The following is a 23,083-nucleotide window of genomic DNA, read 5'->3' on the forward strand; positions in this document are numbered from 1 at the left end:
GCTTCGGGTCCCTGCCGACTCGGAAGCCTCTCCCCTCCTGCTACTGGAAGCTCAGCCGATGGGGGTGGAACGCGTCTGCGGGGCAGGTGTGGACGCGCAGGTGGCCGCGCCCCAGGTACACGCCCGTGGGGGTGATGACGTGCCGGTACAGATCGGGGCGGCGGTCTTCCGGCGGAGCCCAGCTCTCCGAGGCGGGATCCCACTCGACGTGATGGGCGGTGAGGAGCGGCGGCATGGGACTGCCGCACACGGTGCAGTCGACGGTGCGCGGGCCGGTGAGGTGCCAGGTGGCGAAGCCACCGACCTTCCAGCCGGGGGCGAGGGACAGGTCACCGGAGTAGTCGGTGGGGAAGTCCGCTTCCGCTTCCTCCTCGATGAGCTCCTCCTCCCACGTCGCGATGGCTTCCCGCAGATCCTCGGGAAGCAGGCCGAGGTACTCGTGCTCGACGATCTGCTCGGGGTGGAGGCCGCAGGGCTGGGGAACGCACTCGGGTGAGCCGACGACGAGCGGCTCGGGCTGTTCGCCGAGTACAGCACCGATGTCCTGGCTGCGGCGCCACTTCAGTACGACGTCCACGCTCGCGTCGGGGCCGTGCGCCTCGAACGGGCACCAGAAGACCTGGAGGAGGTCGTATCCGTCGGGCCCGGTGAGGTCGGGGATGTCCCGTGCCCACAGTTGCGCGACGGCCGACATCGGGATGGGGTCCGCGTCGTCGATGCCGAGGTCGTGCGGCCCGTCTCGGAGAGTGCCGAGGAGAGCGATCTCCTCTTCGGTCTTCTTCCGCCCCTCCGAAGCCGCATGGATACGGCGTGCGAGTCGGACGTCGGCCAGCAGGTGCCCGGTTTCCCTGGGGTGGACGGCGGTGCACATGGGCCAGGGTTCGTCGGCCGGCCACAGCATGGGGCCTGCGACGGAGCTGTCCCGTGCCTTCGGGTCGCCGGGGCGCGGGTGAAGTCGCGTCGCTGTCCGCCGGAACTCGGCAAGACGGGGAAAGAGCTCCTCGACATCAGCGGGACGCGGGGGTGTGGTGCGGGGCATGCCGTTTCTCCGAAGCGATTCGTCGCGAGCACTGGACGCCGCTCCTCGACGGCCTCTCGCTCCGCTCCCCGCGGGTGGGGGGCGACGTCGACGGCCACCGTACTCACCTCACCGGCGCGATGTCCGCCCACAGGGCGACGGCATCGGGCGAGAGCGGTGTGGCCGCTCGGTCCGGCGTGACGTCGTTCTCGTCCCACCACACGCCCTGGCCCGCGGCCAGCGGGCGCCCTTCGGTACCCGCCCGCCAGTGGCCGCGCAGTACGTAGAACACCGCGGCGTGGCCGCTGGGCGGCACGACGGGCCCGGTGATCCGGTCCACCCGTGCCGCCCGGTGGCCGCGCCGCACCATGATGTTGAGCACCCGGCAGGCCCCGCCACGCGGTTCGGCGGTCAGCTCCAGGTCACCGGAGAACCCGAGAGGCTCCTCCGCTCGCGCCGTCCGGTCGAACGTCCCCGGGGCCGTCAGCCGCACCCCGTCGCCCGCCAGTAGGGTGAACGTCCGGTCGACACCGGGAAAGGCCGAGAACGGCCCGTGCCGGTCGATGTCGGCCACGCTCGCACGCCACTGGAACTCCTCGGCACCCACCGGCCACGAGACGATCTCCCTCGTGGCACCTCCACCGTTGCGCCACCGGCCCGCCTTCAGGGCCTCGACATCGAAGTGGTGCACGCGGGCTCCTGAACTGTGTGCGGTACGGGTGCGGATCACCCGGGCGGACAACGATAGGGGGTCGTTCCCCGATGACCGCCCATGGCGGAGGGCTGCCATCGGGGAACTCACGGCAAGACCCCTGCTCGTCGTGCTTCTCGGAGGGCTCCGGCTCAGAGGGCTCCGACGATGTCCTCGACGCGGGTCTTCGCGTCGCCGAAGAGCATCGCGGTGTTCTCCTTGAAGAACAGCGGGTTCTGCACGCCGGCGTAACCGGAGGCCATCGAGCGCTTGAAGACGATGACCTTGCCGGCCTCCCAGACGGTGAGGACCGGCATGCCGGCGAGCGGGCTGCTGGGGTCCTCCGCTCCGGCCGGGTTGACCGTGTCGTTGGCTCCGATGACGAGGACGACGTCGGTCTTGGCGAAGTCGTCGTTGATCTCGTCCATTTCGAGGACGATGTCGTACGGCACCTTGGCCTCGGCGAGGAGGACGTTCATGTGGCCGGGCAGGCGGCCGGCGACGGGGTGGATGCCGAACCGTACGTCGATGCCCTTGGCGCGCAGCTTCGCGGTGAGTTCCGCGACCGGGTACTGCGCCTGGGCGACGGCCATGCCGTACCCGGGCGTGATGACCACCGAGCGGGCCGCGGTGAGGAGTTCGGCGGCGCTCTCGGCGGTGATCTCGGTGTGCTCGCCGTAGTCGACGTCCGAGCCCGAGGGCGCCTCGATGCCGAAGCCGCCGGCGATCACGGAGAGGAACGAGCGGTTCATGGCCTTGCACATGATGTACGACAGGTAGGCACCGGACGAGCCGACGAGGGCGCCGGTGATGATCAGCAGGTCGTTGCCGAGCAGGAAGCCGGAGGCCGCCGCCGCCCAGCCGGAGTAGCTGTTCAGCATGGAGACGACGACCGGCATGTCGCCGCCGCCGATCGAGGCCACCAGGTGCCAGCCCAGGGCGAGGGCCAGCACGGTCACGGTGATCAGCAGCCACAGTTCCGGCGTGATCACGAACCACACCGTCAGGGCGACGAAGAGGACCAGCGAGCCGAGGTTGAGGGCGTTCTTGCCCGGCAGCACCAGCGGCTTGGAGTCGATCTTCGCGGCGAGCTTCAGGTACGCCACGATGGAGCCGGTGAAGGTCACCGCGCCGATGAACAGGCCGATGAACACCTCGGCGTGGTGGATACCGAGGGTGCCGAGCGCGTCCAGGGCCGTGGCCTCGTGGCCGTCGGGGTCGTGCTCGACGTTGAGGTAGCCGTTCCAGCTGACGAGCACGGCGGCCAGGCCGACGAAGGAGTGGAGCAGCGCGATGAGTTCGGGCATTCCGGTCATCTCGACGCCGCGGGCGCGCCGCAGGCCGATGAGGGCGCCGGTCAGCATCGCGACGGCCATCAGGCCGAGGCCGGCGGTGCTGATGTCGCCGTCGACCGCGAGCACGACGGTCGCGACGAGCGCGACGCCCATGCCGAGCATGCCGAAGGCGTTGCCGAGCCGGGCCGACTCGTGCTTGGAGAGCCCTGCGAGGGCGAGGATGAACAGCAGCGCGGCAACGAGGTAGGCCGCCTGGGCGGCGAGGGTCGCAGTCATGTCAGCTCCGGTTGAACATGGCGAGCATGCGACGCGTCACCGCGAAGCCGCCGAAGACGTTGATACTGGCCAGCAGGATCGCCACGCACGACAGCACCGTGACCGTCGTGCTCGTGTGACCGATCTGGAGGAGTGCGCCGACGACGATGATCCCGGAGATCGCGTTCGTCACCGACATCAGCGGCGTGTGCAGCGCGTGGTGCACGTGCCCGATCACGTAGTAGCCGATCACGATCGCGAGGACGAAGACCGTCACGTGGGGCAGCAGCGCCGCCGGGGCGAAGGCGGCGGTGAGGAACAGCGCCAGCGCGCCCAGGGCCACGCCGCCGAACTTCTGCTTCGGCGTCATCGGCGCCTTCTTCGGCGCGGGCTCCTTCGCGGGCGCCGCGGGCACGGGGGCCGGGGCGGCGGAGACCTGGACCGGCGGGGGCGGCCACGCCGACTCGCCCGCGCGGACGACGGTGATCGAGCGCTGCACCGGGTCGTCCCAGTCGAGGATCAGGAGGCCGTCCTTGCCGGGCGTCATCAGCTTCAGCAGGTTGACCAGGTTCGTGCCGTACAGCTGCGAGGCCTGCGCCGGCAGCCGCCCGGCGAGATCGGTGTAGCCGATGATCGTCACACCGTTCTCGGTGAGGACCTTCTCGCCCTTCACCGTGCCCACGACGTTGCCGCCGTTGGCGGCGGCCATGTCGACGACGACCGACCCCGGCTTCATGCTCGCCACCATCTCCGCGGTGATCAGCGTCGGCGCGGGACGGCCCGGGATCAGCGCGGTGGTGATGACGATGTCGACCTCGCGGCACTGCGCGGCGTACAGCTCGGCCTCACGCGCCTTGTAGTCCTCGCCCATCTCCTTCGCGTAGCCGGTCTTGGAGACCTCCACCTCCGGGGACTCGATCGACAGGTACTCGCCGCCCAGCGACCGGACCTGTTCGGCCACCTCCGGTCGCGGGTCGGTCGCCCGCACGATCGCGCCGAGCGACCCGGCCGCGCCGATCGCGGCGAGACCCGCCACACCCGCGCCCGCGACGAGCACCTTCGCCGGCGGCACCTTGCCCGCCGCCGTCACCTGCCCGGTGAAGAACCGCCCGAACTCGTGCGCGGCCTCGATGACGGCCCGGTAGCCGGCGATGTTCGCCATGGACGACAGCACGTCCATCGACTGCGCCCGGCTGATGCGCGGCACCGCGTCCATGGACAACGCCGTGAAGGGACGCCGGCCCAGATCCTCGACCATCGCCGGGTCGAAGGCCGGCGCGAACAGGGCGATCACCGTCGCCTCCGGCCGTACCCGGTCCAGCTGCGCCGGACTGGGGGCGTTGACCCCCAGCACCACGTCCGCGCCCGCCGCGTCACCGACGGTCGCACCGGCGGCCTCGTAGGCGCCGTCGGTGAAGCCGGCCGCGACGCCCGCGCCCGGGTCGACGACGACCTCGTACCCCAGTGCGCGGATCTGTCCGACCGTGGCCGGGGTGGCCGAGACGCGACTCTCACCTGCCCGCGCTTCCTTGAGGACTCCGACAATCACGAGTGTTCTCCGTTCGCTGCTCTGGCCGTCAACGGCGTGTTCTCGACTCGATCAGAAGTGCGTCCGCAAGGATCCGGAGCACGCCGCTCAGCTTGGCCGTCGGGGGCTCTCCTTGAACAGCACCCACTGGTGAGGTACACGCAACACTCGACAGGACCCGGATCTCGTGCCTGTGTAACGCCGCGCCCTCGAAACCGGTGCCGTCCCGGCGTTCCTCCGCTCGCCGTCCGGGCTCCGCCGGTCCCCGGGAACGGCCGAGGGGCCGTTCCGGATCTCTCCGGAACGGCCCCCTGACCCGCGACGTGGAAACGTCCGCCCCACTCGGGAGCGAGCGGTCAGCCCACGTACTTGTCGGCGGCGTACAGGGCCTGGTCGAGGATGGCCAGGCCCTCGCGGGCCTCCTCGTCGGTGATGGTGCACGGGGGGACGACGTGGATGCGGTTGTAGTTGTACACCGGCCACATGCCGCCCTCCTTGCACGCGGCGACCACCTCGTCCACGGGGCGGGCCAGCTCACCGCCGGCGGCGTACGGGACGAGCATCTCGCGGGTCTCCCGGTCGCGGACGAGTTCCACGGCCCAGAACACGCCGAGCCCGCGCACCTCTCCGACCGACGGGTGCCTCTCGGCGATCTCGCGGAGGCCCGGGCCGATGACCTCCGCTCCCACGCGCGCGGCGTTCTCGTTGACGCCCTCCTCCCGCATCGCGGTGATGGTGGCCACCGCGGCGGCGCACGCCAGGGGGTGGCCGGAGTAGGTGAGCCCACCGGGGTAGGCCACGTCGCGGAAGGTCTCGTGCACGGCGTCGGAGAGAACGACCCCGCCGAGCGGCACGTAACCGGAGTTGACGCCCTTGGCGAAGGTGATCAGGTCCGGGGTGATGTCCCAGTGGTCGACGGCGAACCAGGCGCCCGTGCGGCCGAAGCCGGACATGACCTCGTCCGCGATGTAGAGGATGCCGTAACGGTCGCAGAGCTCCCGGACCCCGGCGAGGTAGCCCGGCGGGGGGACCAGGATCCCGGCGGTGCCGACGACCGTCTCCAGCACGATCGCCGCGATCGTGGACGGACCCTCGAACGCGATGACCTGTTCGAGGTGGGCGAGGGCGCGCTCGCACTCCTCGGCCTCCGTGGTCGCGTGGAAGTGGGAGCGGTACAGGTACGGGCCGAAGAAGTGGGCGACGTTCCCCGACGCGCTGCCGGAGTTCTCGTTCGCCCAGCGGCGCGGATCGCCGGTGAGGCTGATCGCGGTCGCCGTCCCTCCGTGGTAGGAGCGGTACGCGGAGAGGATCTTGGGACGTCCGGTGTGGATGCGGGCCATGCGGACGGCGTGTTCGTTGGCCTCGGCTCCGCCGTTGGTGAAGAACACCCGGTTGAGGTCGCCCGGCGCGATCTCCGCTATCAGCCGGGCGGCCTCGCCGCGCCGGTCGTTGGCGAAGGTCGAGGCGATCATGCAGATCCGGTCGGCCTGGTCCTTGATGGCGGCGACGACCTTGGGGTGGGCGTGACCGATGTTCAGGTTGATGAACTGCGAGGAGAAGTCGAGGTAGCGCCTGCCCTCGTAGTCCCAGAAGTGGCGGCCCTCTCCCCCGGCGACCGGCATCGGGTTCACGGCACCCTGCGCGGCCCAGGAGTGGAACAGGTGGGCCCGGTCGTCGGCGACGACGCGGGCGCCGGCCTCCGGATCGGGCAGACCGGCGGGGACGGGGGCGGAGAAGCCGGATGCGGTGCTCGTCATGGGTACCTCGATCGGTGGTAGGGAGAGCGATGTGCGGGAGGGGTCGGGGGGCGGGGGCCGACGGCTGCCGGAGGGCGGGCGGCCGGGGGCGAACAGGGACTGTTCCCTGGCGACGAAGTGGTGGATGTCGGCGTGGACCGCCGCCATCCGGCTGCGCGGCGGGGTCCCCTCCGCGTCGCGCAGCAGCGCGGCCTGGCGGCGCAGCACCGGACCGGAGAAGGGCAGGTTCCCACTGCTCCCGTACCGGACCGCGCCGCGGGCGTCGCGACGCGGCACGATCTCGGAGCGGGCGTGGACGCTGGCGCTGAACGGGATGTCGAGCCTGCCGTCCCGGAAGGCCCCCTCGATGCCCTCGAAGAGGCTGCCGGCCGCGAGGACCGGCTCGACGAGCTCGGCCACCTCGCGCTCGATCCAGTGCTGTTCCTCCGCCACCCGGTCCTCGTCCACGCGGACGAAGTCCAGCAGGTCCGACGCCCCGAAGGCCGTCGTGCGCAGTCCGGAGGCGTTCGCGGCCGCGTCGGGGATGCCCCGCGCCTCCTGCACCGTCTTCGTGATCACCTTGGTGGCGCCGCCGAGCCGGGCGGTCAGCCCGCCCAGCAGGATCAGTCCGCCCGCGAACTCGTGGGTGGTGGGGAACACTCCCATGAACTCGTGGAGGACGGGATAGACCTCCACGTCCGGGCCGAGGTAGCGGCGGGCCAGGGTGCGCGTCGCGCGCAGGGCCGCGACGTCCTGGTGGACCTCACCGCTCTGGGGATAGGAGATCGACAGGCAGCGGACGCCTTCCGCGACGGCGGCGGCCCCTTCCAGGAGCGTCATGGCGAGGCTCACCGACGGCGGGACGAGCACGGCGGTGAGCGTTCCGAAGAGCTCCCGGTCGACGACGACCCCGGAGCGGGCCAGCGTGCCGCACACGGCGTCGACCCGCTGCCACGCGCGCAGGGAGCGGGACAGCGGAACGTCCTTGGAGTAGGGCAGGTTGTAGCCGATGCCGCCGCCCTCGAAGGAGGTGATGCCCGAGACCAGGGAGACGGCGAACAGTTCGCGGGGGTCGGGTGAACCGTGGCGCACCTCCAGGGGCACGCCCACCGTCCCGACGAGCTCCCGGCCCCTTCGCCACCCGTGGGTGACCAGCGGATAGCCGTTGAGCTCGGCCGGGTCGCGGAGCAGGACGTCCCGCGCCGCGCGGAACTTCCGCAGCCGTGTGTGCGAGTCGATCGTGACGGACAGGATGTCCGGTCCCGCGCCCTCCAGTTCGCGCAGCAGCTCCCTCATCGGCCCGTGCCCGCCCACCCCGCAGCGGGGCTGTACGGCGGGGCGGCCCCGGGCCTCCGCGGCCCGTAGCACGTCGACCACGCGCGGCAGCCGCGGCGAGGCGAGGTGGGCCACGACCTCGGACCAGTCGGGAAGCGAGTCGGCGACGTCCGGGGCCAGTTCGAGTACGTCGAGCTCAGTCATGCTGGAGTTCGGCCGCCTTGCCCGTGCTCCGCAGCCGGTCGAGGAGCAGCACGATCTCGTTGCCGTCGGTCAGGATGTGGTCGACCCCCAGGTCCCGGAGGCGCCGCAGGTCCGCCTCGGTCGTACGGCTGCCCACGGACAGGTTGCCCCCGACGATCACGGGCGGGCGGAGCCGGCCCGCGGCCCGCAGCGCCGGCAGATCCCGGAGGTCGTGCCGGGCGTGACCGTTGAGGCTGCCGATGAGCACGGCCTCGGCCTGCGGGTGTGCGTCCACGGCGTCGGCGAAGTCGCCGAGCGGGGTGCAGACCCCGAGGTTGACCACGGTGAAGCCGTAGTCCCGCAGTTGCAGGGCGATGAGCTGGTTGGCGACGGCGTGGGCGTCGCTCTCGGCGACGCCGAGGACGACGAGGCGTTCACCCCGGCCTGGCAGCGCGTGCATCGGCAGCTTCCTCTCGGATTCCGGTGTCCTTGGGACCCGTGGGTGGTCGGTCAGTCCTCGAACGCCATGAACAGGGCGCGGTGGTTGACCTCGGCGAGGCGATCGGGATCGAACTCCTCGGGATCGGCCGTCCGCAGCGAGTCGAGGACGTGGTCGATGGCCGGGACAAGACCCCACACCTCGTGGTACGGGGGCCAGCCGGGTGCTCCGCGCCGGTGGTCCTCCTCCCGCGCGAAGAGGTACGAGGCCCATTCCCGGCTCATGGGGTAGCGGTGGTGGTAGTCGTGCACGACCGTGTCACCGGTGAGGACCAGGTAGCGGGCCGGGAAGTGGACGAACAGCATGCGGAACCACCAGCGCGCCCAGGCCGCGTGACGCCGCAGCACCGGAAGCCGCGGCGAAGGCGCGCGCTCCCCGACGAAGATCGCGTTGGTGAGGCTCGCGAAGTACTCCTTGCCGCGGCGGGGAGCCTGGTCCGGTTGCGGGAAGCTGTGCTTCACGCAGAGCCGGAAGACGTTGCTGATCTGGAAGAACAGCGTCATCGGCAGGACCCAGGCGACGAGGACCGGCACCCACAGGCCGAGCACCGTGACGACCGCCGCCACGAGCGCGTACACCAGGGTGGTGCCGACCCGCCAGGCGGGCGGGGCGTAGGTGTAGTACGAGCGGACCCGGGCGACCAGGAAGCGGACGTGGAACCAGGGGGAGACGCAGACGCCCAGCACCCTGCGCCACATCCGGCCACGGCTCATGCCGGGCCGCAGCTTCAGGGTCACCAGGAAGGCCTGGACGGTGGGGTCCCGGGTCGTCATGTGGTGCACGGCGTGGTGGTCACCGACGTGCTCGGCGCTGTAGCGGTCGAAGTCCTGGATCATGAGCGCCGCGGCGATGAGCCGGCCCACCAGTACGTCGGGCTTCCGCTTGCGCCACATGTTCTGGTGGGCGCACTGGTGGTAGATCATCATCCGCAGGTTGCGGGCGCCGTGCAGGGTCGCGGCCCAGCCGGGCACGAGCAGGGCGAGCAGCGGGCCGCCGGCCGCCAGGCCCGTCACCCCGAGGGCCACGCCGAGGGCGCACGAGACGAGGGCGTTCACCAGGTGCCGGGTGGGCGTGGGGCGGACGGGGCGCTGTCCCGCGTACGGCCGGCCGGTCAGCAGGGTGAGCGGCGTCGCGAACGCACGCGGCAGCACCTGCATGGATTCGCGTACGGGGTCCGGCTCGCCAGGGCCGGTCGCGGGCACCGCACGCGGGGCGTTCACCTCGGACATTTCCGGTCTCTCTCCACTGGACTCTCCCGGCGCGTGACGCGAGGCGTCACGCGTGCTCTCCGGTCTCCTGCTCCTCGGCGGCGGCCAGCAGGTCGTCCAGGACGTGGTCGAGCTGCTCCGGGGTGGTCTCCGGGTTGAGCAGCATCAGCTTCAGGTAGACACGGCTGACGCCGTCCTCGCCCGTGATGTGCGTGCGGGCGATGAGGGAGCGCCCTTCCTCCATGAGGCGGCGGCGCAGGCGTCCGTTGAACGCGTCGGCGTCCGCGTCGCCGCCCTGCGGCGGGACGTAGCGGAAGAGCACCGAGGTGAGCGGCGGTTCGGCGAAGAGCTCGAGCCGCGCCTCGCGGTCGATCCGCTCCGCCGCGTACCGCGCGAGGTCGTGGCAGGTGTCCACCATGGCCGCCATGGTCCTGGCGCCGAGGGTGCGCATGGTGACCGCGATCTTCAGCGCGTCGGACCGGCGGGTGGTCTGCAGGGAGCTGCCCTGCAGTCCGATGAAGCCGGCGCAGGTGTCGTCGTCCGCGCTGAGGCAGGTGGTGGGCTGGAGGCCGAAGGACAGCAGCGTCTCGGCCCGGCGGACCAGGAGCACGGCGGAGGAGGCCGGGGCCCAGCCGAACTTGTGCAGGTCCACCGTGATCGAGTCGGCCTCGGCGAGGCCGTCGAGGAGGCCGCGCAGGCGGGGGGAGAAGAGGGCGCCGGCCCCGTACGCCGCGTCGGCGTGCAGCCAGACGCCGTGGCGCCGGGCGACGGCCGCCAGTTCCGGCAGCGGGTCGACGATGCCGAGGTCGGTGGAGCCGGCCACCGCGACCATGGCGACGGCGATCCTGTCCTCGGGGAGCTCGCGGAGGATCCGGTCGGCTTCCTCGGGGATCATCCGGCCGGCCTTGTCGACCGGAACGGTGACGATGTTCTCCTCGCCTATGCCGAGGAGGCGCACCGCCCGCTCGATGGAGAAGTGGACGCCGACGGGGCAGAGCACCACGGGCTGCCCGGCGCAGGCGCGCATCCCGCCGAGGAAGGGGTACGCGCCGGTCTTCTCCGCCAGGACGGTGTCCCGTGCCATGGTCATCGCCATGAGGTTGGACACGCTGCCGCCGGGTGTGAGGGTGCCGCCCGCCTCCTCGGGGTCGTAGCCGGCCAGCTCGGCCAGCCTGGCGACGACCCAGCGGTCGAGCTCCAGGGCGAAGGGGCCGCTCTCCCACGCGTGGAGGGACTGGTTGAGCACCGCGGCGACCAGTTCGGCGACGGCGGCGGCGTCGATCGGGGGCGGCTGCATGCGGGCGAGGGCGGCCGGGTGGGTGAGGTCGGCCGACCACTGCGCGTACGGACGTATGAGGTCGGCCAGGGCCGTCTCAGGGGCGCTGCCGTCCTCCGGCAGCAGGGGGCCGGCCAGTGCCTCCCGGGCGGCGGCCCTGGCGCCCTCGGGGCCGCCGGCGGCCACGGGTCCTGTGCGCTGTGCCGACACTTCCTGGAGGATGTCGAGGGCCGCGTTCATCAGGGTCCGGACGCTCTCCAGACCTGCGGCGGTTCCTGCGGTCCGGAACAGGGGTCCGGGTGCGGACGTGGACACGAGGGGTCTCCTCTGCGATGGGGTGTGCCGTGCTCGGGACGAGGACGGCGTACGGCGACGGCGGAGAGCCGGGGAAGGGCTCCCGCGCGGTGGGAAGAGCGGGGCGGGTCACGCCTTCTCGTCGACCGGCTCCGCGGTCGGCTGGGCGGGGAAGTCCTTCAGCTGGGGCACGGGCGAGAACACGATCCAGAGCATCGCGGTCAGGAAGCCGAAGGCCGTCACGTACAGGGTGTCGCGCAGGCCGATCGCGTCGCCGAGGAGTCCGCCGGCCAGGGCCCCGAGCGGCAGCGGCCCCCACGCGATGAACCGGCAGCCCGCGTTCACCCGGCCGAGCAGGCGGTCCGGGGTGATCGCCTGGCGCAGGCTCACGACGTGGATGGTCGACATCGTCGAGCCGATGCCGCAGCAGGCGAAGGCCGTCACGTACATCGCGTACGACAGCGGTCCCGTGCCGGGGGCCAGCGGGACGAGGAGCGGGGCCGCGCAGCACAGCACCAGTTCGGCGACCACGGCCCGGCCGAGGCCCAGCCGGTTCTTCAGCCAGGTCGCGGCGACCGCTCCCACCAGCGAGCCGACGGCGCCCACGCCCAGGACGAGGCCGATGGTGCCGGGGTTCATCCCCAGCTCCCGGGCCGCGTACAGCACGAAGACGGTCTGCAGGGACATCCAGCAGAAGTTGTAGGTGCCGGCCTCCAGGGCGATGGCCCGGATGGAGCCGTTGCGGAGCACCACGCGCAGCCCTTCGGCGATGCTCCGGGCGGTGGAGGTCTTCTCGTCGGGGACGTCCGGGGCGGGCTCCGGTCGCCGGATGGCGAGCAGGCTCGCCACGGAGACGACGTACGAGAAGGCGTTGGCGAGCAGGGCGACCGGTGCCGTCAGCAGGCCGACGAGCAGGCCGGCGAAGCCGGGTCCGCCGATCTGCGCCAGGGAACTGCTGGCCTGGAGCTTGCTGTTGCCCTCCACCAGATGCTCCCGCTTGATGAACGAGGGCAGGTAGGACTGGTAGGAGACGTCGAACAGCACGGTCAGCACGCCGACGAGCAACGCCGTCACGTACAGGTACTCGATCGTCAGCAGGTCCAGGTAGGCGCAGAGCGGGACGCTCCCCACCAGCAGGCCCCGCCCGATGTTGCTCCAGATCATGAGGGGCCTGCGGCGCCGGCGGTCGACCCAGACCCCGATGAACAGGGTCGCCCCGAGGAAGGGGGCGAAGCCGGCCGCGTTGAGCAGTCCCAGCTGGGTGGACGACGCCTGGAACTGGTAGACCGCAGCCAGCGGGAGCGCCAGCTGGGTGATCTGCGCTCCCATCAGCGAGACCGACTCGCCGCCCCACAGTTTGAGGAACTCGCCGTCCCGCCACAGTCCGCCGGGGCGACGGGCGCTCACGCCTCGCCCCCCGGCTCGTCGGTGACGTGGTAGCAGCAGCCGATCTGGGCCCCGTTGGACATGCTGACGATGCCGACCCGCGGGTCGGGCGTCCCGCGCACCAGCATGCCCGAGTACTCTCCGCCGACCATGAGCACGCCGTAGGCGACGACCATGCGCTCGAAGCCGGAGCCGTCCTCGGCCAGGAAGCGTTCGGCGACGGGCAGCACCCGCTCCTGGACGACGAACGGTCCGCCGACCGCGCCCCTGATGTGCTTCTCCCACTCCTCCTGGCCGACCGACCAGCCCGGTATGACGCCGACGCCGCCGTACAGCAGCGTGGGCTTGAGCGCCAGGGAGTCCTTGTGCGCCAGGACGTACGGGAGCAGGTCGACGGTGTCGCCGTCGCGGTGCACGGCCTCGTCGCGCAGGAAGCGGGTCCAGGGCAGGATCCGTTCCACCAGGGCGAGTTCGCCGGCGGTGAAGGCGTCGCGGTTGCGCTCGTCGCTGAGCATGGCGAGGCTGCCCTTGTTGCCGTACAGCTCGCAGTCCAGTCCGGCGAACAGGAAGGTGTCCCCGGCGTGGACCGCGTCGAGCAGGGGGTCGACCAGGTCGCGGCTGCGCTGCTCGTCGGCCATCTCCCCGGGCAGGAAGATCCGGTACACCACGTCCACCTTGCGTCCGTGGACGTGGGGGACGCCGTCGCGGTAGTCGAACTCGGCGAGGCTGCACACCACGGCGTCGAAGCCGTGACGGAGCCAGTCGGGGACGACGAAGTCCAGCCACGGCTTGGTGTAGGCGTATCCGTCGGGCCATTCGGTGAGGGCGAGGACCGGGCGTGCGGGCAGTTCGAACCCCGCGTCGGCGGCCTCGGCGCGCAGCACGCCGGCGATCCGTCCGATGGGGTCCGGGTGGGTCAGGCGCTCCCGGTGGGCGAAGTCCTGGAACGCCCTGTTGCGGTCAGCCGGGCGGGAGAACTCGCCCATCTGCCAACCACCGAGGGAGCTGCCGGTGTTGAGCTCCATCAGCTTGAAGCCGCCCGGCTCGCGGTACATGTCCGCCCGGGACATGGCGGGCATCCGGCGGCCCGCTCCCCGCATCACCAGGTCGACCTGGGTGTCCGTCATGCCGACGGCACGGGCGAAGGCACGGCGGTCGCCGTCGAAGAGACGGTCGGGGATGGTGGTCAGCAGCTCGAACAGGCCGTTGAGGTCGGCTTCGAGCCGGACGCGGTCCGAGGAGTCGAGGAAGACCGGCCGGTTCAGCGCCTTGCCGCCGCCCGCCCCGTAGCTGTTCCAGTCGTTGCGCAGCTCCGGGACGACCATGTGGGCCGCCTCCCGCTCCGCCGCCAGGTAGCGCCGGGTGACCGGGTTCTCCAGGAGTGCCCCGAGGCCGTCGAGGGGGGACCCGCCGATGACCGGCCTGATCTCCGCCTCCGCCCGGTCGAGCGCGGTGGTGCAGGACGTCTCGTCGTCACCGGTCGCGATGACGGCGGCGGTCCGGGGGGTGAGCGCCTTCGGCGGCAGCAGGAGTTCGTCTCCCGGGCCGGCCAGCGGCACCACGTCCGTCACACCGGGGACCTCTCCCGCCCGCCCGAGCTCCAGGCGTTCCAGGACGCCGTCGTGCGGCGGGTAGAGGAACCGCACCTCGGCGTACCGCTCGTGCCGGGGGGTCAGGTCCGGGGTGCGGCCCGAGGCCAGCGCGGCACCCGCGACCGTCAGGTCGATGCCACGGGCCAGGGTGCCGACGTACGGGATGAGGTCGCCGCCGAGCCGCCCGTTGAGCTCGATGAGGCGGCAGCCGGAGGGAGTCAGGCGGATCTCGGTGTGGGTGATGCCCCGGTCGACGCCGAGGGCCCGGTGGGCCGCCCTGACGAGGGCGTCGACCTCGTCGGCCCACGGCTCGTGCCGCCAGGGACCGACCAGGTGGCCGACCTCCTCGAAGGCCGGGTCGAAGCCGAGGCGCTTGCGGGCGACGAACACCGGCTCCGCCTCGCCGTCGACCACGCAGCTGTCCACGCTGATCTCCGGCCCGGTCAGGTACTCCTCGACCAGCACGCCCCGCTCCGTCCGGATGCCGGGGAACGTGGTACCGGCCACCAGGTCGTAGGCGGCGGCCAGTTCGGATTCGGCGCGCACCAGCGTCACCCCCATGCTCCCGGCGAGGGAGCGGGGCTTGAGCACGACCGGGTAGCCGATCTCGGCCGCGCCCGCGGCCGCCTCCTCCGCGCTGTGCACGAGACGGTGCCGGACCCCGGGCAGGCCGGCCCGGTCCAGCAGGGACCGGGTGGTGAACTTGTCCCGGCAGGCCTCGGCGGCCGCGGCGGAGAGATGGGGCAGCCCGAGCTGCTCGGCGACCCGGGCCGTGGCGATCAGCGAGAGCTCGTCCCAGGTGAACAGACCGGCCGGGGAGTCGGCCCCGTCGGCCTCCGCCGCTTCCGCGTGCAGCTCGTCGACCGCCTCGCGCAGGGTCTCCGCCCGGGTGGTGTCGGCGATCCGGAAGGACGCGACGTAGGGCTTCTCCCAGGTGAGTTCCTGGGAGGTCACCAGGGAGATCTCGTACTCACGGGCCAGGGAGGCCATCGCGTACTCGCGGTAGGCCTTCAGTCGGCTGCCCACGACGACGAGTCGGGGTCGGCGCTCTTGCATCCGGGGTTCACACTTTCTGTCGTGGGGGGATTCAGCAGGGCCGGGGTCGGCAGCTCATGGCGAAGGACTCCGCGGTCTTGCGGATCGCGGCCTCCACCGAGCGGCTGGACTCTCCGCGGAAACGGAACCGCGCGGCGACGTGTTCGTAACCGCCCACGGCGGGCATCACGTGACCGGGTCCGGGCACCACGTGCGCGTACGGGCCGTCCTCGCCGGCCCCCGCGGCCCAGCTGACCGCCGTGACCTCGCACGGGGGCGGGACGGGGAGCGGCAGCAGCAGCCAGCCCGCGGTCGTGTGCTGCCGCCCGTCCGTAGGCGTCGTGTCCCGCGCGGGCGGGCCGGCCGCCGCGGCGGGCTCGGGGTCGACCTCGGGCACGGCGGGCGGGCGCCCCAGCTGGATGTCCGCGGCCGCGGACATCAGGTCGAGGCCGTGCACCTCGCGCCACACGAACGGGATCTCCCCTCCCCCGACCCGCGCCCCCGCCTCCAGGAAGACCGGCCGGGGCGAGCCGTCGGAGGCCCTGCCCAGGAACACCTCCATGTGGAACACCCACGGGAGGCCGTCGCCCAGCGCCTCGGCCGCCACGGAGGTGAAGTCGGCCAGCGGTCCGAGGACTTCCGGATCGTCGACCTCGACCGATCCCAGGAAGCTGCCCTTGGTGAACTCCTCGCAGTTGTTCACGTACCGCGAGACGCGCCAGGGACCGAGCGCGGCGCCGGTCCAGAGCCCGTCGACGTGCAGGACGGGGTCGGCGACGAAGGACTGCACGATGCGGGGTTCGTGCCGGTCCGGGAGGAAGTCACCGGCGTGAGCGTCGAGTTCGTCCTTCGAGTGCAGCAGGAGCACTCCCCTGCTGGCCGTGCCGCGCCGTGGCTTGACCACCACCGGCCAGCCGTGGCGCTCGGCGAAGGCCCGTACGTCCTCGGCCGTGTCGGCGTCGGCGTACTCCGGGACCCGCACGCCGGCCGCGTCGACCAGGCGGACCATGGTCAGCTTGTCGCGGAAGCGCTCCAGTTCCGCCGGGGTCTGCCCCGGCAGCCCGAAGGCGACGCGCAGCTCGGCCGCGGTGTCGAGGTCTCCCTCGTTGAGTGCCACCAGACGGCTCACCGGTCCGAACCGCTCGATCAGTTCGGCGACCGCGGTCCGCGTCTCGACGGGGTCGTCGGTGGCGGGGACGGTCCGCACCGCCGCCGCGTCCTCGGGGACCGAGGACCGGCCGAGCTCCGTCGTGACGTAGGTGACCCGGTGGGCCCGGTGGTCGAGGTAGGCGGCGTACCGGGCGTGCCGGTCCCGCCAGCGGTGCAGGACCACCACGTGCTCCGGGCCCGTCCCTTCGCGTCCGCCCGTCCCTTCGTGTCCGCTCATCGGCGCGGCTCCTCGTCGGACGCCGTGAGCCGGGCGTGGGCCACCATGATCTGCCCCAGCGCGATGCCCCCGTCGTTGGTGGGCACCTGCTGCTGGCAGTACGCGCGGAACCCTGCGCGCCGCAGCTCCACCAGGCAGTTCACGAGCAGGAACTCGTTGAGGAAGACCCCGCCGGAGAGCACCACCTGCTCGAAGGCGTCCGCGTCCTCGGTCTCGCGGACGGCCAGGCAGCGCTCGACGACCATGTCGACGACACCCGAGTGGAACCGTCTGCTGATCTCCGCGCGGTCCACGCCGTCGGCGAGGTCCCGGGCCAGGGCCCGCACCACGGGCCTGGGGTCGATCTCGACGGTCTCCGCGGCGACGTCGAGCGCGAAGCGATAACGCTGGTCCGGGGCCGTCATGGAGAGGTCTCTGGCGAGGAGGCCCTCCAGTTCGATCGGCCCCTGTGCCTCGTACTCGGCGTGGGTGGTGACGTCGAGGAGTGCGGCGACGCCGTCGAACAGCCGGCCCATGCTGGAGGCGAGCGGCGCGTTGATGCCCCGCCGGGCCATGGTGGCGAAGACGTGCAGCTGCCGCTCGTCCCACTGTCCGAGGACCGGGAAGGCGCCCACCGCCGCCTCCGGCTCGCCCAGGGCGTCGAGGGCGAGCGCGAAGCCGGTCCTGACCGGTTCCTTCACCGCGCGGTCGCCGCCCAGCAGGGGAACGGTGCGCAGGTGCGCGACCCGGCGGGCCTCCCGGTAGCTTCCCAGGAGGAACTCGCCGCCCCAGGTGGTGCCGTCCGGGCCGTAGCCGGCGCCGTCGAACACGACGCCCAGGGTGGGACCGGTCAGCCGGTTCTCGGCCATGCAGGAGGCCATGTGCGCGTGGTGGTGCTGCACCTGGACGACCCGGTCGTAACCGGCGCCCTCCTCCTTCAGCGCCAGTCGCGTGGCCCGGAACTGCGGGTGCAGGTCGACGGCCGCGTTCTGGGGCGTCAGCTCGTGCAGGGCGGCCAGATGGCGTGCCGTCTGCTGGTGGGACTCCCAGGTCTCGTCGTTCTTCAGGTCGCCGATGTGCTGGCTCAGATAGACCCGGGTGCCCCGGGAGAGCGCCACGGTGGTCTTCAGCTCGGCGCCGAAGGCGACCATCGGGGCCAGCTCGACGCCGACCTCGACGGGGTAGGGGGCGTAGCCGCGAGCCCTGCGCAGGAAGCTGACCAGCGGTCCTTCGAGCTCCGGGTGGTCGGAGCACCGTACGAGCGAGTCGTCGACCCTGGTCTCGATGGCGCGGTCGTTGTACAGGATCAGGTCCGCGATGCCGAAAAGGTGCTCAAGCGCGTCCTCGTTGCGGTACGCGATCGGGTACCCCGATATGTTTCCGCTGGTCATGACCAGCGTGTCCAGCCCCTCCTCGGCCAGCAGCAGATGGTGCTGGGGCGCGGAGGGCAGCATCACGCCGATGTTCGGGTTGCGGGGTGCGATGGCTTCGGGCAGCCCGCCCGGCTTCTTCCGGGCGAGCACGATGGGCCGCGAGGACGAGGCGAGCAGGTCCGCCTCGGCCGGTCCGATCTCGGCGAAGCCGGCCGCGGTCTCCAGGTCGCGGGCCATGACGGCGAAGGGCTTGGAGTCGCGGCGCTTGCCCGCTCTCAGGCCGCGCACGGCCGCCTCGTCACGGGCGTCCACCGCCAGGTGGAAGCCTCCGACGCTCTTGACGGCGACGATCCTCCCCCCGCGCAGCGCCGTCACCGCGGCCGCCAGCGCGTCTTCGCCCCGCAGGGCCGTCCCCGCGGCGTCGGCCGACAGGAGCTGGGGGCCGCAGTCCGCGCAGGCGTTGGGCTGGGCGTGGTAGCGGCGGTCGAGCGGATCGCCGTACTCGGCCGCGCAGGCGGCGCACATGGTGAAGTCCACCATGGTGGTCTGCGCCCGGTCGTACGGCAGCGCCCGCACGATCGAGTAACGCGGACCGCAGTTGGTGCAGTTGATGAAGGGGTAGCGGTACCGGCGGTCCGCCGGGTCGCGCAGCTCGGCGAGGCAGTCCGCGCACACGTGGCCGTCGGCGGGGACGATGGTGTCCTTGCTGCCCGTGTGCACGCTCGTCCGGATGACGAACTCGGCCGGCGGGTCGGCCGGCACGGGCAGTTCCTCGACGTGGACCCCGGTGACCCGCGCCTGCGGCGGCGCCTGGTCGGTGAGGTCCGCGAGGAAGGCCTCCACGTCGGCGCGCGGGCCGGTGACCTCGGTGAGCACACCCTCGGGGTCGTTGAGGACCCAGCCCGTCAGACCGTGCGCGAGTGCCGACTTGTAGACGAAGGGCCGGTATCCGACACCCTGGACCACTCCGGTGACACGGGCGAGGCGGCGTACGGGCGTCGCGCCGGGGTCTCCGGCGGTCCCGCTCGCTGTCGTGGCGGAGTCACCCCGTCGAGGGCCTCCGCACACATCCTGTTCGGTGGCGGTCATCGGTCAGCAGAGCCGCGGGAGTTCGGCGCCGAGCAGTTCCTCGACCACGGAGTCGCGGCCCTCGGCGTCCCGCATCAGGACGAGCGCGCCGTCCTGCTCGGTGACCTCGCCGATGGCGACCGCGCCGGTTCCGTACGCGTGGGAGCGCAGGGCGTCCAGGACCTTCTGCTCGGCGGAGGGGTCGACGAACAGGCAGACGCACCCCTCGTTCGCGGAGTGGATCGGGTCGATGCCCAGCATGTCCGTGGCCATGAGGGTCTCGAACTGGATCGGCAGCGCGTCCTTCTCGATGCGGATGGTGTGGTCGACCGCCTCCGCGTACTCGTGCAGGACCGCGGCGAGACCGCCCCGGGTGACGTCGCGCACGGAGCGCACGTCGCCCTCGTCGACGGCGGCGAAGAGCTCGTCGAGCATGCCGTTGACCGGGGCGCAGTCGCTCAGGACCCGCTGCTCGAATCCGAGTCCCTCGCGGATCGAGAGGAGGTGCACGGTGTGGTTGCCGATCGGGCCGCTGAGGATCACCCGGTCGCCCGGCCTGACGTTCCGCATCCTCAGCGGAGCCCGCTCGAACACCCCCACCCCGGCGGTGTTGAGGTAGATCTGATCCGCTTCGCCCTTGCGCACGACCTTGGTGTCGCCGCAGACGATCCGGACGCCGGCCTCACGCGCGGTCTCCCTGATCGAGGTGAGGACCTGCACCAGACGGGCGATCGGCAGGCCCGTCTCCAGGATCATGCCGAGGGTGAGGTAGAGCGGCTTGGAGCCCACCACGGCAAGGTCGTTGACGGTCCCGCAGACCGCGATCTTGCCGATGTCACCGTTGCCGAAGAAGGGCGGGTCGACGACGAACGAGTCGGTGGTCATGGCTATCTGCCCGGTGGCGATGGGCAGCATCGCGCTGTCCTCCATCTCGCCGATGTAGACATCGCCGAGCGTCTCCACGATCAGCGCGAGCAGTTCGTGGCTGAGTTGCGTGCCACTGCCGTGGTCGAGGACTACTTCACCGAGATCGGTCGTGGGGGTGGTCATCGGGTTTCCCTTCGGGGCGTAGGGGGTGGGCGCAGGCCGCGCGGTGGAAGGGAGGTGTTACGGAAGGATCTTGACGACCTTGCGGGCGAGCTCGCCGTCGCTGTCCAGCGTGGCGAGGATCTCCTCGGAGGTCGCGACGGTGGCGCAGTAACCGCTGAGCCACTCGAGGGACCGGTCGCGGGCTTCGGGGTCGCCGGACACCACGCAGTCGGAGGGGACCCAGATGTTGTAGCCGCGGAAGAACGCGTCGGCGGCGGTCGTCTGGACGCAGATCTGCGTCTGCAGGCCGGTGACGAGGACGGTGTCCACGCCGTCCTTCTGCAGCAGGTCGTGCAGTTCCGTCTCGTAGAAACCGCTGTCCTTGTTCTTCTCCACGACGGTGTCGGCGGGGTCCAGGAAGTACTCCAGGATGGCCGCGCCCTCGCTGCCGCGCTGGAGCGGCAGGGTTCCGTCGAAGTCCCGCTCCACGTTCGGGTCGTCGGGGAGGTTCACCAGCTGGAGGTGGTAGATGCCGTGCCCACGGCGGCGCATCTCCTCCAGGAAGCGGACGAAGTGGGGCCGTGCCTCGGCCATGGCGGCGGTCCGCTCGGGCGTCTTGTGGACGACGTCGGCCTGGAGGTCGTTGGTGAGTACGGCGATCTTGCCCATGCGATTCCCTCGTGTGGTTCGGAGCACGGCTGAGCGCGGCCGGCGTCTCCACGGTGGTGGAGGGCAGGCTGGCGCAGGCGATAAATGCTGCTGGAGAATGGGGGGTGTGACGCTCGGTCAAGAGCGTTTCGGACACTGCTGGTTGAGAGGGGCTGCCCTTCCCGGCGCAAAGTGTGGTCAGTCACGTGCGGCCCGAGGCGGAGTGTCGGAGATCCCCGGGCGGGCAGAGATTTGCACACCCTCCACGAACCCGTCAACAACGACACGCACTTGGGGATTCTGTGAAGCTTCCGCGAGTGCCTCGATATCGGCGCGACGGCGACGGGTGAGGGCGTGATCCCGGGGCCGGCAGCCGCCCGCACGGAGGGTCACGACGGCGTCGCGCGTCGCTGTCAAGGGCTTGACCTGCGGGGCCGGGCCGCGTGATGATCTCGATCGGTTCGGCGCGCGTCGTGTCCGGCCCCTCTCCTCCGCACCGTTCCGCCGCACATTCACACAGGGGAAGCCCCACTTACCACCGGAAAGCATGTCCGCGCGTGCTACCTGCTCCGAGCGAGTCACCGCTCACGCTCTCGCCGTCCCCTGGCCTCGTGCCGGCGCTCCCGGACGCCGCAAGGCTTCCGAGAACAGTCGAGGGGCCGTTTCGGATTCCTCCGAAACGGCCCCTGATCTACGACGTCACCCGTACGTCAACCTGTGGTCGGGCCACGGGCAAGCCCGACTACCGGGCCGTACGCGCCCTGGACCGGCCGGCCTGCACATGACGCCGATCCGCGATCTCGGCCGGAAGGCCACAGCCTGCCGGGGCGGCCGCTCGTGGCGACGGACCGTCGAGACCACCGTCGTCCTGCGCGCGATCGCCATCCCGCTTCGTCGGCTCGCACATCCGGATCTTCGAGATCCGCGGCGGAGCCCATCTGCTGCTCGCCGTCGCGGGCTTCCACTTCGCCCGCTTCCTGCTGCCCTCCGCCGAACGCCGCGAGCGGATGGGCCGAACGGCCCGGAGCACCGCGCGCACCGCCGTCCCCACCATGGCGTGGACCGCGTTCACGCTCCTCATCAGCGACGACTGCGACCTGTCCAACCTCCTGTTCCTCCACAACGCACTGTGGCCCGAGGACACGGGCCCCGGTCTGCACCTCTGGTTCGTCGAAGCCCTCGTCCACATCCTGCTCGTCCTCCCGGGGCTCCTCGCCCTCCCTCCGGTCCACCGCCTGGAGCGCCGCTTCCCCTGCGGGCTGCCGGTCGCCCTGGCCGCCGTCGGTCTCCTCACCCGCTACGAACGCGTGGGCCTGCCCGCCCGCGCCCAGATCACCGACGCGGTCACCGTCTTCTGGCTCTTCGCCCTCGGCTGGGCGACCGCGCGGTCCCGCCCCCCTGCCCCAGCGTCTCCTCGTGACGATCGCCGCGCTGGCCATGGTCCCGGGGGTCTTCCCCGGCGAGCCTCGCCGTGAGCTGTTCGTCATCGCCGGCTTCGTCCTCCTGGTCTGGTTCCCCACCCTGCCGAGCAGCCACCGCCTCAACCCTCTCGCCGGCCTGCTCACCGGCAGCTCGCTCGCCATCCATCTGACGCACTGGCAGGTCTACCCGGTCTTCGACGGCATCTCGAAGCACCTGGCGTTCGTCGTCTCCCTGGCCTTCGGGATCGCCTGCGCCACAGCCGTCACCTGGCTCGTCCAGCGATCGAGGGGCCGTTTCAGATCTCTCTGAAACGGCCCCTCGACCTGCGACTTCGACACCGACGCCCGAGCCACCCGCCTGTCAGTCGAAGTCCAGCTGCTGGAGACCCACCTCTTCCGGCAGCTCGGCCAACGGGCCCGGCACGAGTCCCATGGCGTTCAACGACCGGCCTGAGATTGCGGAAGCAGGGTACGTGGCGCAGTCTGGAAGTGGCGTCGTACCGATAGCGACGACTGCCTGCGACTGTCGAGCGTCCGGCCCAGAGCCGACGGCCCACCGGACCCGGATGGGTCGGTCGCCACCAATCCTCGGTTCAACTTTCAAGACGACCCGTAATTCGTCGAGGAGTGGGTGAGATGACGGAACCGACCGGTACGGGAAAGTCAGAAGAGGAACTCGCCAAGCAGGTGATGCCTTCGATCCTCGAACTGCAGAAGATCCTGGTCGAAAGTGCGAAGAGCTCCCGGCAGTTCCAACACGAGGTTGCGTACGTCAGCCTCACCTCCTGCGACCACCACAGCTGCGGCGGCCCCGGCGGAGGCACCATCATGTGACGGCGCCCCCTTGAGGCGGCTCCCCCGAGCGGCGGCGTGAAGCGATCCACGCGGTTCTCGGGGGCGTCGCGTA

The 23,083-nt window shown here is 71.5% G+C and carries 17 protein-coding genes and 1 pseudogene; 3 read left to right on the forward strand and 15 right to left on the reverse strand.

The window, feature by feature from the left end; genetic code table 11:
• Nucleotides 1–40: 40 nt before the first annotated feature.
• The 15 genes and pseudogenes from ACFWUY_RS27000 to ACFWUY_RS27070 all read right to left on the reverse strand — a co-directional run bounded on the left by ACFWUY_RS27000 (nt 41) and on the right by ACFWUY_RS27070 (nt 20,776).
• On the reverse strand, nt 41–1,039 hold the full coding sequence (locus ACFWUY_RS27000) for a hypothetical protein (RefSeq protein ID WP_384114603.1): 999 nt from the start codon (nt 1,037–1,039) through the stop codon (nt 41–43).
• A gap of 103 nt (nt 1,040–1,142) precedes the next feature.
• Nucleotides 1,143–1,709 carry a HutD family protein gene (locus tag ACFWUY_RS27005; RefSeq protein WP_384114610.1) on the reverse strand — a complete coding sequence of 189 codons (567 nt, stop codon included), beginning with the start codon at nt 1,707–1,709 and terminating at the stop codon, nt 1,143–1,145.
• A gap of 152 nt (nt 1,710–1,861) precedes the next feature.
• On the reverse strand, nt 1,862–3,280 hold the full coding sequence (gene pntB / locus ACFWUY_RS27010; protein ID WP_384114617.1) for a Re/Si-specific NAD(P)(+) transhydrogenase subunit beta: 1,419 nt from the start codon (nt 3,278–3,280) through the stop codon (nt 1,862–1,864).
• Nucleotide 3,281: 1 nt separating this feature from the next.
• Nucleotides 3,282–4,808, reverse strand: coding sequence for a Re/Si-specific NAD(P)(+) transhydrogenase subunit alpha (locus ACFWUY_RS27015; RefSeq protein WP_384114624.1), 1,527 nt, complete (start codon nt 4,806–4,808; stop codon nt 3,282–3,284).
• Between the two features lie 335 nt (nt 4,809–5,143).
• The gene (locus ACFWUY_RS27020) at nt 5,144–6,544 is read right to left on the reverse strand and encodes an aspartate aminotransferase family protein (RefSeq protein ID WP_384114707.1); all 1,401 of its coding nucleotides are present in this window, start codon (nt 6,542–6,544) and stop codon (nt 5,144–5,146) included.
• A 210-nt stretch (nt 6,545–6,754) separates the two neighbouring features.
• Nucleotides 6,755–8,002: pseudogene (locus tag ACFWUY_RS27025) on the reverse strand (methylaspartate mutase); the annotation flags it as partial.
• On the reverse strand, nt 7,995–8,441 hold the full coding sequence (locus tag ACFWUY_RS27030; protein WP_384114629.1) for a cobalamin-dependent protein: 447 nt from the start codon (nt 8,439–8,441) through the stop codon (nt 7,995–7,997). The pseudogene ACFWUY_RS27025 and the gene ACFWUY_RS27030, both read right to left, overlap by 8 nt.
• Nucleotides 8,442–8,491: 50 nt before the next feature.
• Nucleotides 8,492–9,709 (reverse strand): fatty acid desaturase, encoded by a 1,218-nt coding sequence (locus ACFWUY_RS27035; RefSeq protein ID WP_384114637.1) that lies wholly within the window; start codon nt 9,707–9,709, stop codon nt 8,492–8,494.
• 46 nt (nt 9,710–9,755) lie between these two features.
• The gene (locus ACFWUY_RS27040; protein ID WP_384114643.1) at nt 9,756–11,279 is read right to left on the reverse strand and encodes a pyridoxal phosphate-dependent decarboxylase family protein; all 1,524 of its coding nucleotides are present in this window, start codon (nt 11,277–11,279) and stop codon (nt 9,756–9,758) included.
• Between the two features lie 108 nt (nt 11,280–11,387).
• Nucleotides 11,388–12,665: an MFS transporter gene (locus ACFWUY_RS27045; RefSeq protein WP_384114648.1), complete on the reverse strand. Its 1,278-nt coding sequence runs from the start codon at nt 12,663–12,665 to the stop codon at nt 11,388–11,390.
• Nucleotides 12,662–15,292, reverse strand: a complete 2,631-nt coding sequence (locus ACFWUY_RS27050; protein ID WP_384114651.1) for an ATP-grasp domain-containing protein — start codon at nt 15,290–15,292, stop codon at nt 12,662–12,664. Before ACFWUY_RS27050 ends, ACFWUY_RS27045 begins: the two co-directional genes overlap by 4 nt.
• 31 nt (nt 15,293–15,323) lie before the next feature.
• Complete coding sequence (locus ACFWUY_RS27055; protein WP_384114654.1) at nt 15,324–16,658, reverse strand: acetyl-CoA carboxylase biotin carboxylase subunit family protein; 1,335 nt, start codon at nt 16,656–16,658, stop codon at nt 15,324–15,326.
• Nucleotides 16,655–19,099, reverse strand: a complete 2,445-nt coding sequence (gene hypF / locus ACFWUY_RS27060; RefSeq protein ID WP_384114657.1) for a carbamoyltransferase HypF — start codon at nt 19,097–19,099, stop codon at nt 16,655–16,657. Before hypF ends, ACFWUY_RS27055 begins: the two co-directional genes overlap by 4 nt.
• Nucleotides 19,100–19,102: 3 nt before the next feature.
• Nucleotides 19,103–20,128, reverse strand: a complete 1,026-nt coding sequence (gene hypE, locus ACFWUY_RS27065) for a hydrogenase expression/formation protein HypE (protein ID WP_384114661.1) — start codon at nt 20,126–20,128, stop codon at nt 19,103–19,105.
• Nucleotides 20,129–20,185: 57 nt separating this feature from the next.
• A complete protein-coding gene (locus ACFWUY_RS27070; RefSeq protein ID WP_384114666.1) occupies nt 20,186–20,776 on the reverse strand; it encodes a cysteine hydrolase in 591 nt (196 codons plus the stop codon).
• Nucleotides 20,777–21,807: 1,031 nt separating this feature from the next.
• On the opposite strand from ACFWUY_RS27070, the gene ACFWUY_RS27075 reads away from it, so the two are divergent.
• The 3 genes from ACFWUY_RS27075 (at nt 21,808) to ACFWUY_RS27085 (ending at nt 23,010) form a co-directional block, all read left to right on the forward strand.
• Nucleotides 21,808–22,230 carry a hypothetical protein gene (locus tag ACFWUY_RS27075; RefSeq protein ID WP_384114673.1) on the forward strand — a complete coding sequence of 141 codons (423 nt, stop codon included), beginning with the start codon at nt 21,808–21,810 and terminating at the stop codon, nt 22,228–22,230.
• Nucleotides 22,172–22,486, forward strand: a complete 315-nt coding sequence (locus ACFWUY_RS27080; protein WP_384114679.1) for a hypothetical protein — start codon at nt 22,172–22,174, stop codon at nt 22,484–22,486. The genes ACFWUY_RS27075 and ACFWUY_RS27080 overlap by 59 nt, the downstream gene beginning before the upstream one ends.
• Before the next feature lie 326 nt (nt 22,487–22,812).
• Nucleotides 22,813–23,010 (forward strand): hypothetical protein, encoded by a 198-nt coding sequence (locus tag ACFWUY_RS27085; protein ID WP_384114686.1) that lies wholly within the window; start codon nt 22,813–22,815, stop codon nt 23,008–23,010.
• Nucleotides 23,011–23,083: the final 73 nt, after the last annotated feature.

The organism is Streptomyces sp. NPDC058664, from assembly GCF_042716635.1.
Taxonomy (GTDB): Bacteria; Actinomycetota; Actinomycetes; order Streptomycetales; family Streptomycetaceae; genus Streptomyces.

Bases quoted from the DNA above. Each gene is read 5' to 3' on its own strand.
- ACFWUY_RS27035 (WP_384114637.1), bottom strand. From the start codon at position 9,709: ATGTCCGAGGTGAACGCCCCGCGTGCGGTGCCCGCGACCGGCCCTGGC.
- hypF (WP_384114657.1), bottom strand. From the start codon at position 19,099: ATGACCGCCACCGAACAGGATGTGTGCGGAGGCCCTCGACGGGGTGAC.
- ACFWUY_RS27050 (WP_384114651.1), bottom strand. From the start codon at position 15,292: ATGCAAGAGCGCCGACCCCGACTCGTCGTCGTGGGCAGCCGACTGAAG.
- ACFWUY_RS27000 (WP_384114603.1), bottom strand. From the start codon at position 1,039: ATGCCCCGCACCACACCCCCGCGTCCCGCTGATGTCGAGGAGCTCTTT.
- pntB (WP_384114617.1), bottom strand. From the start codon at position 3,280: ATGACTGCGACCCTCGCCGCCCAGGCGGCCTACCTCGTTGCCGCGCTG.
- ACFWUY_RS27030 (WP_384114629.1), bottom strand. From the start codon at position 8,441: ATGCACGCGCTGCCAGGCCGGGGTGAACGCCTCGTCGTCCTCGGCGTC.
- ACFWUY_RS27020 (WP_384114707.1), bottom strand. From the start codon at position 6,544: ATGACGAGCACCGCATCCGGCTTCTCCGCCCCCGTCCCCGCCGGTCTG.
- ACFWUY_RS27085 (WP_384114686.1), top strand. From the start codon at position 22,813: ATGACGGAACCGACCGGTACGGGAAAGTCAGAAGAGGAACTCGCCAAG.
- ACFWUY_RS27075 (WP_384114673.1), top strand. From the start codon at position 21,808: ATGGCGTGGACCGCGTTCACGCTCCTCATCAGCGACGACTGCGACCTG.
- ACFWUY_RS27070 (WP_384114666.1), bottom strand. From the start codon at position 20,776: ATGGGCAAGATCGCCGTACTCACCAACGACCTCCAGGCCGACGTCGTC.
- ACFWUY_RS27055 (WP_384114654.1), bottom strand. From the start codon at position 16,658: ATGAGCGGACACGAAGGGACGGGCGGACGCGAAGGGACGGGCCCGGAG.
- hypE (WP_384114661.1), bottom strand. From the start codon at position 20,128: ATGACCACCCCCACGACCGATCTCGGTGAAGTAGTCCTCGACCACGGC.